This is a genomic window from Streptomyces sp. NPDC051662 (assembly GCF_040681655.1).
Taxonomy (GTDB): domain Bacteria; phylum Actinomycetota; class Actinomycetes; order Streptomycetales; family Streptomycetaceae; genus Streptomyces.
Genome location: NZ_JBFAZD010000014.1, coordinates 197,915 through 209,834, shown reverse-complemented (window position 1 = coordinate 209,834; position 11,920 = coordinate 197,915). Strand labels below are relative to the sequence as shown.

Sequence of the window (11,920 nt, the reverse complement as noted above, 5' to 3'; positions counted from 1 at the left end):
GATACAGATGGCGAACTTCTCCAAGTCGAACGTGCCGCGGTTCTCCGTCGACGTGTACCAGAACGAATACCTGCCGGAAGGCGGGCGCGAGGTCAACGCGATCGTCACGGTCACCTCGACGGGGGGCGGCACCACCGGTGGAGTGCCACTGACAGGAGCCACGGCCACGCCCTCCGCCGTGCCCGGCCAGGGCCCGAACGCGGCCGTGGTGATCATGGTCGACTGTTCGGGGTCCATGGACTACCCGCCGACGAAGATGCGCAACGCGCGCGACGCCACGGCCGCGGCCGTCGACACCCTGCGCGACGGCGTCGCCTTCGCGATCGTCGGCGGTACGCATGTGGCGAAGGAGGTCTTCCCGGGCAACGGGAAGCTCGCGATCGCCGACAGAGGGACCAGAGCCCAGGCCAAGGAGGCGCTGCGCCGGCTGAGCGCGGGCGGCGGAACGGCCATCGGCACCTGGCTGCGGCTGGCCGACCGGCTGCTGTCCACCGCCGATGTCCCCATCCGGCACGGCATCCTGCTCACCGACGGCCGTAACGAGCACGAGGCGCCGGAGGATCTGCGGGCCGCGCTCGACTCCTGCGCGGGCCGGTTCACCTGCGACGCCCGCGGTGTCGGCACGGACTGGGAGGTGAAGGAGGTCACGGCCATCGCCTCCGCGCTGCTCGGGACGGCCGATATCGTCGCCGATCCGGCCGGTCTGGCCGCGGACTTCACCAGCATGATGGAGAACGCGATGGGCAAGGAGATCGCGGATGTGGCGCTGCGGCTGTGGACACCCGTCGGCGTGGAGATCGCCTTCATCAAGCAGGTGGCACCCACGGTCGAGGATCTGACCGGCCGCCGCACGGAGGCGGGGCCGCGGGCCGGGGACTATCCCACCGGGTCCTGGGGTGACGAATCGCGCGATTACCACGTGTGTGTACGGGTTCCGGAGGCCGGCATCGGCCAGGAGATGCTGGCCGCGCGCGTCTCGCTCATCCTTCCCGCGCCCGGCGGCGGAGCCCCCGAGGTGCTGTCCCAGGGGCTGGTACGAGCGGTGTGGACGGATGACATGGCGGCCTCCACCTCGATAAACCCCCAGGTCGCGCACTACACGGGTCAAGCCGAACTGGCGCAAGTCATCCAACAGGGTCTGGACGCACGCAAGTCGGGCGATTTCGACGGCGCGACCGCCAAACTGGGACGCGCCGTACAGCTCGCCGCTTCGTCGGGGAACGCCGATACCGCGAAATTGCTTTCGAAGGTGGTGGACGTCGTCGATGCGGCGACAGGTACTGTGCGACTGAAGGCGAAGGTCGCGGACGCGGACGAGATGACCCTCGAAACGCGCTCCACCAAGACCGTTCGCGTCAAGAAGTAGAGGCAACCGCATCACCGCGTAACCGCGCGACGAGGAGTCCGCGGCGCGGAGACACAGAGAACAGCGGCCTGCGGGCCGAACGAGGAGAGGGGGAAGCGCCGACATGCCGACCTGCCCGAACGGACACCAGTCGGGTTCCGACGACTGGTGCGAGGTCTGCGGCCATCGCATGGCCGGACCTGGCGCTCCCACGGGTGCCGTACCGCCGCCGCCTCCCCCGCCGCCGCCCGCGCCCGGCTACGGCTATCCCCCGGGGCCGGGCCCCAACGCCACCGTCCAGGCCGAGCTGTGCCCGCAGTGCCGCACTCCGCGCGAGCCGATGGCTCCGTTCTGCGAGGAGTGCCGCTGGAACTTCCTGACGAACACGGCGACGTCGTACACCCCGCTGGCTCCGCAACAGCCGAGCCCCGGCGGCCCCGTACCCGGGCTGAACCTGCCGCCGGGCTTCCAGGCCCAGCAGCCGCCCCGGCAGCCGGCGGATCCGTACGAGTACCAGAGCTCGCGGCCCTCGCAGCTGAACCGGCCCGCCGAGCCGCTGTCGCCAGAGCAGCCGTCACCGCCCCCGCCGCCCTCGCCGCAGAACCCGCACCAGCAGGGGCCGCCGCCCCCGCCGCCGTATCAGCAGCAGGGACCGCCGCCCCCGCCCGCCTTCCAGCAGCAGTCCGCCGCTCCGCAGGCGCCCTCGCCCGCGCGGCCGGCCGGGGACGACGACTGGATGCTGCCGCCGCCCTCGGCGGCATCGGCCCCGGTCCATCCGCAGGCCCCGCAGTCGCAGCAGCACGCGCCGTCGCAGTCGTCACAGCAGTCGCAGGCACACACCCGGGCCCAGGTACCCCAGCAACAGCAGCACGACCCGATGCGGCAGTACCAGCAGCCGCCGGCCACCTGGACGGCGGTCATCGGCCCCGACCGTGAGTACTTCATGGCGATGATGCAGCGCAGCGGCCCCGAGGCCACCGGGCTGAATCTGCCCGCGTACTCCCCCGAGCAGCATCTGCCGCTGGCCGGGAACCAGGTCACCATCGGCCGCCGCCGGCACTCCACCGGTGAGTCGCCGGAGATCGACCTGTCGGTCCCGCCGGAGGACCCGGGCGTCTCGCACCAGCACGCGGTCCTGGTCCACCAGCCGGACGGCAGCTGGGCCGTGGTCGACCAGAACTCCACCAACGGCACGACGCTCAACGGCGCCGAGGACCCGATACAGCCCTATGTCCCCGTCCCGCTCAAGGACGGCGACCGAGTGCATGTCGGTGCCTGGACGACGATCACGATCCGTCGAGGCTGATCCCACCGGGGCTGAGGGGCCATACGTACGGCCCCGCCGGGTCGTCCAGCCAGGCCCACTGACGGCCGCCGGTGAGGGTGACGCCGAAGCGTTCCCGCTCCGGGCGGCGCTCCCGCTCCCAGAGGGAGAGCGCCTCGTGCGGATCCAGGCTGCCCGCGGTCAGGGTCAGCAGGAAGCGGAAGAGTTCGTTCTCGCTCGCGCGCCTCGGCAGTCCGCCGAGGGGCCGGCGTGCCAGGGCCCTGCTCCCGGGCACGCCGCGCAGCGGTACGAAGTAGGCGGCGGTGTTCAGGAAGTGCCCTTCCGCGCAGGTGCCGCGCTCCCCTTCGCCGCGCCCGCCCCCACCGCCATGTGCCCCGTTGCCGTGGGCGCCGTTCCCGTGGGTTCCCTTGCCGACGAGAAGGTTGATCAGCCCGGTCGCGAGCGGCGCCAGGATCCGGGCCCCCGGCCGGCACTGCGCCGGCCAGATCGTCGGCACCGACGGCAGGGTGCAGGTCGCGATGATCCGGTCGAACGGAGCGCGCTCCGGGCAGCCGCGCGCGCCGTCGCCGGTGATGACGGCGGGCCGGTAACCGGCCGTGGCGAGATGACCCCGGGCCGACTCGGTGATCTCCGGATCGACATCGACGGTGGTGACGAGTTCGTCGCCCAGCCGGTGACAGAGGAGGGCCGCGTTGTAGCCGCTGCCCGCGCCGATCTCCAGGACGCGGTCACCGTCCCGTACATCCAGCTCCACCAGCATCCGGGCCATCAGCGAGGGCTGGCTGCTGGAGGAGATCAACTCGCCGTCGCGCACCCGGGTCGCGAGCGGCCCGTCCGCGTACGCCCCGCGCAGCCAGCGCCGGCGCCGCGCCGGGTCGGGGTCTCCGCCCCACAGCCGGTCATAGCCGCCGGGGCGGCCGACGAAGTAGTACGGCACGAAGAGATGGCGCGGTACCGCCTCGAACGCCGCCCGCCAGGCCGGGTCGTCGAGCGCCCCGGTCAGTGCGATCTCCCGGATCAGTCCGGCGCGTGCGACGGCGACGGCCGCCTCGTCCAGCCCGTACACGTCCTCCCGGTGTGCGCCCATCTCTCCACTGTCCTGGGTGAGCGGCCCGGAAGCGAGTGGGCCTTGGCATCTGCGCGCCACTATCGGACAGGTCCTGTACAGGAGGACTGGTGGCGGATATGGGGGACAAGTCCTAGGGCTGAGGTCCTCCGCCGGTCGGTCTGAGACCATGGACAGGTGAACGAGATTCCGCGAGGCACGCTTCAGGAGCAGACCTTCTACGAGCAGGTCGGCGGCGAGGAGACCTTCCGGCGCCTGGTCCACCGGTTCTACCAGGGGGTTGCCGAGGATCCGCTGCTGCGGCCGATGTACCCCGAGGAGGATCTGGGCCCCGCCGAGGAGCGGCTTGTGCTGTTCCTGATGCAGTACTGGGGCGGTCCCCGCACCTACAGCGACAACCGCGGCCACCCCCGGCTGCGGATGCGCCACGCTCCGTTCACGGTGGACAGCGCCGCGCACGACGCCTGGCTCAAGCACATGCGCGTGGCCGTCGAGGAGCTGGGGCTCTCGGAGGCGCATCAGCGGCAGCTGTGGGACTACCTCACATACGCCGCCGCCTCGATGGTGAACACCGCGGGCTGATCTCTCCCGGGGCGCGCCGGTCGCGCCGCCCCTCGATCTCCCCGGTCCCCGCGGTCCTGTTCAGACCGGGGTGGTCCTGTTCAGACCGGGGTGGTCCTCTTCAGACGGGGGTGGTCCTGTTCAGACCGGGGTGACCGTGAGGCCGCCGATTCCCGCGCGCCGTACCGCGATCGAGCCGTACGGCGTGCGGAGCCGAAGCCAGCGGCCCGACTCCAGCAGCGCCACCGGCTGTTCCTCGACGGGCGCTGTGGCCGGCACCATGGCGCGAACCGGCCGCAGGAACCCCAGCGACCGCGCCGCGTGCACCGCCCGCAGCGGCAGATGGGTGTCGCCGAGGGTCCGGGACCAGATCTCCCGGCCGATCCGGTCGCGTTCCGCGCGCGTCCCGTCGCCGGGCGTCAACCGTTCGTCGCGGGACCGGAATTCGGCGACCGCGACGGTCAGCGCACGGCGCATGGCGTCCGTGCCCGGCAGTCCTGGCATCTGCCGCCAGCCGCCGCGCGGGGGCAGCACCCCGGCCCAGGGCGGGCCGGTGACGGCCGTCGGGACGACCACGCTGCCCGCAGTCTCGTCGATCGCTTCGAGGAGTTCCCCGGCCGAGACGGTGACATCGAACGCGTACCGCGTGGCGAGTCTGGCCGTACGGATGGCGAGCACCTCGAAGGACGCCGGCCGGCCGAAGACGGCGAGCGCGCCGCCCCCGGCCTGGAGCCGTACGGCGGCGGCGCGGTCGTAGTGGATCAGCCGGGCGAGGAAGGCGCCGAGATCGGCCGCCTCCCGCGCGTCGGCGAACTCCACTGTCCGTTCGGGCCCGGTCATGCCGCGAGCGCGTCCTTGTCCTTGTCCTTGTCCTCGGCCTCGGCCTCGTCGTCGAGGTACTTCAGGAGATGCGTCCTCTCCTCCTCGGTGATCCGCCGGGGCCGCCCGGCCGCCAGGTCGTACGGCACGACGACGGTCGAGGCCCGTACGTACACCTGGTCGGAGCCGTCACCGTCCTTGATCTCGTACGCGATCGTCAGCGACGCGGCGTTGATCTTCGTCACCCACGACTCGATGGTCACCGGCTCGTGCCGGTGGACCAACGGCCGCTTGTAGTCGATCTCGTGCCGGGCCACCACGGACCCGCCGGAGAAGGACGGCGAGCCGTCCCCCGGCGCCAGCCGGAACATGAAATCGATCCGGGCCTCCTCCAGATAACTGATGAAGACCGCGTTGTTGACATGCCCGAAGGCGTCCATGTCCGACCAGCGCAGCGGGCAGCTGTAGTAGTGGCGGGCCATCTCAGCCTCGCGTCAGCTTCTTGTAGGTGGCACGGTGCGGACGGGCGGCGTCCGCGCCGAGCCGCTCGACCTTGTTCTTCTCGTACGACTCGAAGTTGCCCTCGAACCAGAACCACTTGGATTCGCCCTCGTACGCGAGGATGTGCGTGGCGACCCTGTCCAGGAACCACCGGTCGTGGGAGACGACCACGGCCGCGCCGGGGAACTCCAGCAGCGCGTTCTCCAGCGAGGACAGCGTCTCGACGTCCAGGTCGTTCGTCGGCTCGTCGAGGAGCAGCAGATTGCCGCCCTGCTTGAGGGTCAGCGCCAGGTTCAGCCGGTTGCGCTCACCACCGGAGAGCACACCGGCCGGCTTCTGCTGGTCCGGGCCCTTGAAGCCGAACGCGGAGACATAGGCGCGCGAGGGCATCTCGACCTGGCCGACGTTGATGTAGTCCAGCTCGTCGGAGACGACCGCCCACAGCGTCTTCTTCGGGTCGATGTTGTCGCGGCCCTGGTCGGCATAGCTGATCTTGACGGTGTCGCCGACCTTGATGGAGCCCGAGTCCGGCTCCTCCAGGCCCTGGATCATCTTGAAGAGCGTGGTCTTGCCTGCGCCGTTCGGGCCGATGACCCCGACGATGCCGTTGCGCGGGAGCGAGAACGACAGGTCGTCGATCAGAACCTTCTCGCCGAACGCCTTGGAGAGGTTCTCCACCTCGACGACGACGCTGCCGAGCCGGGGGCCCGGCGGGATCTGGATCTCCTCGAAGTCCAGCTTCCGCATCTTGTCGGCCTCGGCGGCCATCTCCTCGTAACGGGCCAGTCGGGCCTTGGACTTGGCCTGGCGCCCCTTGGCGTTCGACCGCACCCACTCCAGCTCGTCCTTGAGCCGCTTGGCGCGCTTGGCGTCCTTCTGGCCCTCGACCTTGAGACGGGCCTGCTTGGTCTCCAGGTACTTGGAGTAGTTGCCCTCGTAGCCGTGCAGACGGCCGCGGTCGACCTCGCAGATCCACCCGGCGACATTGTCGAGGAAGTACCGGTCGTGGGTGACGGCGACGATGGTGCCGGGGTACTTGGCGAGGTGCTGCTCCAGCCACTGCACGGACTCGGCGTCCAGGTGGTTGGTGGGCTCGTCGAGGAGCAGCAGGTCGGGGGCTTCGAGCAGCAGCTTGCAGAGCGCGACGCGACGGCGCTCACCACCGGAGAGGTTGGTGACGGGCCAGTCGCCGGGCGGGCAGCCGAGCGCGTCCATGGCCTGTTCGAGCTGGGTGTCCAGGTCCCACGCGTTGGCGTGGTCGAGGTCCTCCTGGAGCTTGCCCATCTCCTCCATCAGCGCGTCGGAGTAGTCGGTCGCCATCAGCTCGGCCACTTCGTTGAAGCGGTTGAGCTTGCCCATGATCTCGGCGGCGCCGTCCTGGACGTTCTGCAGCACGGTCTTGGACTCGTCCAGGGGCGGTTCCTGAAGGAGAATGCCAACCGTGTAACCCGGGGACAGGAACGCGTCACCGTTGGACGGCTGCTCCAGCCCCGCCATGATCTTCAGCACGGTGGACTTACCGGCGCCGTTCGGACCCACCACACCGATCTTCGCGCCCGGCAGGAAGCTCTGCGTCACGTCATCGAGGATGACCTTGTCGCCGTGCGCCTTACGCGTCTTGCGCATCGTGTAGATGTACTCAGCCAAGAGAAACCGTCCGGCAATCGAGAAGGGCCAATGTGCGGCTCCGCCGCGTGAGGGCAGATACACGCCATCCTGCCGCATGTCCATCCCCTGATGGAAACCAGTACCGCTCCCCGGACCGCTCTCGCGCCGTTCTCACGGCCGTGGCCCCCGGTACGCGAATGCGTGCCGGGGGCCACGGGCTGCGAGGTCTCACTCAGCGCGAGACTTCGGTCACTCTCCGGGAGTCGAAGGCGCCGAGGCGTTCCTCTTACGGAGGAGGAAGACGGCGCCGCCACCGAGCACCACGAGCGCGATCGCGATGCCCGCGATGACCGGGGTGGCGCTGGAGGAGCCGGTCTCCGCGAGGTTGTCCGTGGCAGCCGCCGAGGAGCCGCCGGCCGAGGCCGGGAGGGGCTGCGCGGACTCCTGCTGGGTCACGGGGCCCGAGTCGCTGGTGGTCAGGCAGTCCAGGACGCCCTTGAAGTTCTGTGTGAACCCGGCAGGCCCGGTGATGGTGAAGTCGTACGCCTCGTCCTCACCGACCGGGACGGTGACGGTCTTGGACTCACCGGCCGGGACCGAGTGCTCGGTGCCCTGGAGCTCGAAGACGAACGGCTCGTCGCCCTTGTTGGTGGCGGTGATGTCGACGCCGCCCTCGGCGCAGTTCTTCTGAGCGGTCACGGCGGGGATCGCGCCCTGCTCGGCCCAGGTAGCGGTCGCCGTCGCCGAGACGGTGGACTCGCTGGACCCGGCCAGGATCTGCGTCTGGCTCTTGGTCACACCGGCGAAGGCCCGGCCGACCGGTACGGAGGTGGTGGCCTGCACACCGAGCGACGCGGTGCCGTCGGAGGCATCGGACGGCACATCGAAGTACAGCTGCGTGCCATTGACGGCGGTGGTGACCGGGGCGCCGTCCTTGTCCGTGATCGTGACGCCGCTGGCGGCGGCGTCGGCGGGCGGCGTGACGGTGGCACCGGCCGCGTTGGTGCGGAGGGTGATCGGCCCGAGCTTCTCACCGGCCTTGCCGGAGACGGCGCCGGGTTCGAGGGTCAGGGACGCCTTGGGCTCGGCGGCGTCCTGGGCGCTCTTCTCCAGCCAGTCGGCGAGCTTCTCGGCCGCCGGGTCGCTGGCGTCGACATCGGCGTTGTCCGAGTAGCGCCAGATCGCGACCTGGGTGCCCGCCGCCGCCGTCTTCTCGGTGAGGGGCCCGGTCTCCGCGCTCTGGGCGAGCGCCGAGAGGTCGTCTATCTGCGGATAGGAGTGCTCCAGGATCCACCGGATCTTGCCGGCGTTCTTGTTGGCGCCGAGCGAGGTCTGATCCCAGGGGGTCTCCAGGTATTTCGCCTGGTCCTGTGTGGGGTTGTGGACATCGATGCAGTACGTCTTGAGCTTGCCGCCGCCGTCCACGGTCATCTCGAACAGCCCGGCGGGGAGTTGCTGGTCCTTGCCGTCGGTGTGGAGCACGGCGCCGCCGTAGGTCTTCAGTCCGTCGAGGGTGGCCGCGGCGCCACCCTGGTGCTGCGGGACCTCGTCGGCGGTGGCCGCGCCGGCGCCGACCACCGAGCCCATGGCCACCAGACCCGAGACGAGTACCGCGGCGGCGAGACGGGCGGCGCCTCGCCTCCGTACGGATGACGCAGATATCGCAGAAAACACAGAATTCCCCTTCGGGCGAGGTACTTCCGCGTTGAACGCGTGGGGGGGATGCCTCGCCAGCAGACTCAAGTGCCCCGTGAGTACTGCGAATCCTATGGACGGCGCGAACCACCCGAGTCCACTCACGCACTCTGATAACCGTTCCGAATCGGAATCGTTATCGACACTCCGGCAGAACTATGCAATGCGACCGAGTATATCGACATGTCTCCACAACCCCCGTTCAGAAAGCCGCGGTCGACGCCGTGGCCGGCGCGCGAGCGGGTGCCGCCCCCGGTTTCCCGTCCAGCGCCCCGTCCAACGTGCCGTCCGGCACTCCGTCCGGCGCTCCGTCCGGCGCTCCGTCCGACACGGGAAGCCGCACGGGAAGCCGCACCTGATCCGGTCCCTGAGGCCGCGTCCGCCCCCGCTCCTCCCCCTCCGTCGCGGGCTTGTGACGCTCCGTCAGGGAGGGAGTGGCCCTGGTCACACGTCTGAACGCGGCGGTCCCGCGCGTCAGATCGTGTCCGACCGCCACCGCGTCGATCTCCACGGACGTCCGCCGCTGCCCTTCCCGTTCGTCCTCCCGCACCCGCAATCGGCCATGCACCACCAGCGGCTCACCGACGGAGACCGAGGCCGCCAGATTCGCCCCCAGAGTCCGCCACGCCCATACCGTGTAGAAGCTCGTGGGCCCGTCGGTCCAGCCGTTCTTCTGCCGGTCCCACCGGCGCCCCGTCACCGCGAATCGAAACCGGGCCACCCCGCCCGTGGCCGACTCCCTGAATTCCACGCCTGTTGCGACATTCCCCACCACGGTTACCACGGTGTCGTTCATAACGGCCCCTCCCCGTCCGGCTGCATTGACTGATCCCATGCTGGACCGGATGGAAAGAATCTGCTGTCGCCTGTGTATTACCTGTGAGTTGTGGAAAACCCCGTCACCCGCCGTCACCCGCCCGTGCGGGAAACAGTCACGTACTGCTCCCGCACCTCCCGGTAGCGCATCAGCTCCGCCGAGATCGGGTCCAGCACCCTCGCCCGCCCGCAGGCCGCCGCCGCCTCGCGCAGCCGCCGCTCCGCGTCCTGCCCGTACCGTCGTGCCGGCCCCATCGCGGCCGCCCCGCACGCCCACTCCACGAACGGCCCGCCGACGATCCCGGCGAGCATCACGAGTACGGGCGGCAGCAGCCCCGGTTCCAGTACGCCGATGATCTGCCCCACCAGCCACAGCGCGCCGAAGATCTGAAGCAGCGTCATGGATGCCTGTGCCAGCACGGCCGCTGGCCACCAGGCGGGCCGCGGTGGCCGGCTGCTCGGAGTGGCCGCCGTCACCGCCAGCTCGTCCAGCGCCTCCGGCAGCCCCTCCGCGCCCCGTGCCGCCGCCTCGCGCACGGAGTGCGCCCAGGGCCCGGGCAGCCCGGCGGACGCCTCCTCCGCCACCGTACGCACGGCCTGTTCGACCCGCTGGCGAGCCGTCAGCTCCTCCTCCGCGATCGCCGGGGGCCGCTGCGTCTTGCCGCCGGGCATCCGCGTCGACTCGTACCACCGCCACAGCCGGAGCCAGGGTGTCCCGCACGCGCGGCCCGCGTTCCTGCGCCAGGCGCGCTCCGCCGACTCGCCCGCGGCCACCGCGCCGACCGCCCAGGCCAGCCGGTCGGCGAACTGTTCACGGGAACGCTCGCCGAGTCCGGCGCGCCCCTCGGCGACATACGCGGACCGCAAGCGCCACGCCGCCGCGTCCACATCGGCGGAGAGCCGCCGTTCCGCGGCGTTCCGCTCCTGGACGAACCGCCCCAGCAGCTCACGCAGTTCGCCCACGCCGTGCCCGCTGAGCGCGGAGACCGCGAGGACCGTGGCGCCGGGCTCGCCGTGTTCGCCGAGGGCCATCCCGTCCTCGTCCAGCAGCCGGCGCAGATCGTCGAGCACCTGGTCGGCGGCCTCGCCGGGGAGCCGGTCGATCTGGTTGAGCACGACGAAGGTGATCTCCGCGTGGCCGGCGAGTGGCCGCAGATAGCGCTCGTGCAGCGCGGCGTCCGCGTACTTCTCGGGGTCGACGACCCAGATCACCGCGTCCACGAGCGCGAGCACCCGGTCCACCTGCTCACGGTGGCGGACGACGGCCGAGTCGTGGTCGGGGAGATCGACGAGGACCAGGCCGTGCAGTTCCTCGTCGCCGTCCCCGCCCGCGAGCGGCTTGCGCCGCAGCCGTCCGGGGATGGCCAGCCGGTCGAGCAGCCCCGCCGCGCCCTCGGACCAGACGCAGGCGATGGGGGCGGAGGTGGTGGGCCTGCGCAGGCCCGTCTCCGAGATGGGCACTTCGGCCAGGGCGTTGAAGAGCGTCGACTTGCCGCTGCCGGTCGCTCCCGCGATCGCGACGACGGTATGGCGCGAGGAGAGCCGCTGCCGTGCGGACGCCTCGTCCAGTACGCGCCCGGCCTCGGCGAGTACGGAACCGTCGAGTCGGGTCCGCGACAGTCCCACCAGCTCGCCCAGGGCATCGAGACGTACGCGCAGAGAGCCGCCGTACGCGCCTCCGATGGGCGTGTGGGCCTCGGACTCGTCGGAACCGGCGCCCGGAACGCCGTCGAGGCCGTCCACGCCGCTGAGGCCGTCCAGGGAGTCCTTCTCGGTGGCGCGGCGGGCGATCAGCCCGTCGTCCCAGCTGCCCGCGGAGGGGCCGGGCTCGTCGGGGGCCGGAAACGCGGCGTACTCGCCGGATTCGGCGTACTCCGTGGACTTGGCGTACTCCGTGGATTCGGCGGATTCGGCGTACCCCGCCGACTTGACGTACTCCGCCGACTCGCTTGCCTCATGGACCTCTTGGACTTCATGGACCTCTTGCGCCTCATGGACCTCCACAGCCACGTCGGGCTCACTGGATTCCGTGGATCTCACCGACTTCATGAATTTCGCGGGCTTCATGAATTTCGCGAGCATCGCGGACTTCCCGGGCTCCATGGCGCTCTCGGCGCCCTCCCCTCCGTTCTCAGAAGCCTTGTCAGCGCCGTCAGCTCTCTCGGCCTCATGAGACCCGTCAGGTTCATGGGGCCCATGGACTTTGTCGATCTCGTTGGCCTCA

The 11,920-nt window shown here is 70.6% G+C and carries 10 protein-coding genes; 3 read left to right on the top strand and 7 right to left on the bottom strand.

The annotated features are described in order from the left end of the window. Window positions 1-7: 7 nt before the first annotated feature. Together AB0M67_RS24170 and AB0M67_RS24165 are read left to right on the top strand one after the other, a co-directional pair. The gene (locus AB0M67_RS24170) at window positions 8-1,366 is read left to right on the top strand and encodes a VWA domain-containing protein (protein ID WP_365748542.1); all 1,359 of its coding nucleotides are present in this window, start codon (window positions 8-10) and stop codon (window positions 1,364-1,366) included. Window positions 1,367-1,469: 103 nt separating this feature from the next. Next, window positions 1,470-2,651: an FHA domain-containing protein gene (locus AB0M67_RS24165; RefSeq protein ID WP_365748540.1), complete on the top strand. Its 1,182-nt coding sequence runs from the start codon at window positions 1,470-1,472 to the stop codon at window positions 2,649-2,651. Here AB0M67_RS24165 and AB0M67_RS24160 read toward each other — a convergent pair. Further along, on the bottom strand, window positions 2,632-3,717 hold the full coding sequence (locus AB0M67_RS24160; RefSeq protein WP_365748538.1) for a methyltransferase domain-containing protein: 1,086 nt from the start codon (window positions 3,715-3,717) through the stop codon (window positions 2,632-2,634). The genes AB0M67_RS24165 and AB0M67_RS24160 overlap by 20 nt on opposite strands. A 156-nt stretch (window positions 3,718-3,873) precedes the next feature. Between AB0M67_RS24160 and AB0M67_RS24155 the strand changes: the two genes are divergently transcribed. Then, window positions 3,874-4,278: a globin gene (locus tag AB0M67_RS24155; protein WP_365748537.1), complete on the top strand. Its 405-nt coding sequence runs from the start codon at window positions 3,874-3,876 to the stop codon at window positions 4,276-4,278. 120 nt (window positions 4,279-4,398) lie between these two features. Here AB0M67_RS24155 and AB0M67_RS24150 read toward each other — a convergent pair whose 3' ends face one another. From AB0M67_RS24150 to AB0M67_RS24125, 6 genes are all read right to left on the bottom strand, one after another. Next, the gene (locus AB0M67_RS24150; RefSeq protein WP_365748535.1) at window positions 4,399-5,097 is read right to left on the bottom strand and encodes a hypothetical protein; all 699 of its coding nucleotides are present in this window, start codon (window positions 5,095-5,097) and stop codon (window positions 4,399-4,401) included. Continuing rightward, on the bottom strand, window positions 5,094-5,558 hold the full coding sequence (locus tag AB0M67_RS24145; protein WP_365748533.1) for a thioesterase family protein: 465 nt from the start codon (window positions 5,556-5,558) through the stop codon (window positions 5,094-5,096). The genes AB0M67_RS24150 and AB0M67_RS24145 overlap by 4 nt, the downstream gene beginning before the upstream one ends. A gap of 1 nt (window position 5,559) precedes the next feature. Further along, the gene (gene ettA, locus AB0M67_RS24140; protein WP_365748531.1) at window positions 5,560-7,224 is read right to left on the bottom strand and encodes an energy-dependent translational throttle protein EttA; all 1,665 of its coding nucleotides are present in this window, start codon (window positions 7,222-7,224) and stop codon (window positions 5,560-5,562) included. A gap of 210 nt (window positions 7,225-7,434) precedes the next feature. Next, window positions 7,435-8,859 carry an LAETG motif-containing sortase-dependent surface protein gene (locus AB0M67_RS24135; RefSeq protein ID WP_365748529.1) on the bottom strand — a complete coding sequence of 475 codons (1,425 nt, stop codon included), beginning with the start codon at window positions 8,857-8,859 and terminating at the stop codon, window positions 7,435-7,437. A 223-nt stretch (window positions 8,860-9,082) separates the two neighbouring features. After that, a complete protein-coding gene (locus AB0M67_RS24130) occupies window positions 9,083-9,676 on the bottom strand; it encodes a single-stranded DNA-binding protein (RefSeq protein ID WP_365748527.1) in 594 nt (197 codons plus the stop codon). Window positions 9,677-9,789: 113 nt separating this feature from the next. Next, on the bottom strand, window positions 9,790-11,490 hold the full coding sequence (locus AB0M67_RS24125; RefSeq protein WP_365748579.1) for a GTPase: 1,701 nt from the start codon (window positions 11,488-11,490) through the stop codon (window positions 9,790-9,792). Between the last annotated feature and the right edge of the window lie 430 nt (window positions 11,491-11,920).

What these genes read in the sequence shown, in the direction of transcription:
- AB0M67_RS24165 (WP_365748540.1), top strand. Translation starts at nt 1,470, where the DNA reads ATGCCGACCTGCCCGAACGGACACCAGTCGGGTTCCGACGACTGGTGC.
- AB0M67_RS24160 (WP_365748538.1), bottom strand. Translation starts at nt 3,717, where the DNA reads ATGGGCGCACACCGGGAGGACGTGTACGGGCTGGACGAGGCGGCCGTC.
- AB0M67_RS24130 (WP_365748527.1), bottom strand. Translation starts at nt 9,676, where the DNA reads ATGAACGACACCGTGGTAACCGTGGTGGGGAATGTCGCAACAGGCGTG.
- AB0M67_RS24150 (WP_365748535.1), bottom strand. Translation starts at nt 5,097, where the DNA reads ATGACCGGGCCCGAACGGACAGTGGAGTTCGCCGACGCGCGGGAGGCG.
- AB0M67_RS24170 (WP_365748542.1), top strand. Translation starts at nt 8, where the DNA reads ATGGCGAACTTCTCCAAGTCGAACGTGCCGCGGTTCTCCGTCGACGTG.
- AB0M67_RS24145 (WP_365748533.1), bottom strand. Translation starts at nt 5,558, where the DNA reads ATGGCCCGCCACTACTACAGCTGCCCGCTGCGCTGGTCGGACATGGAC.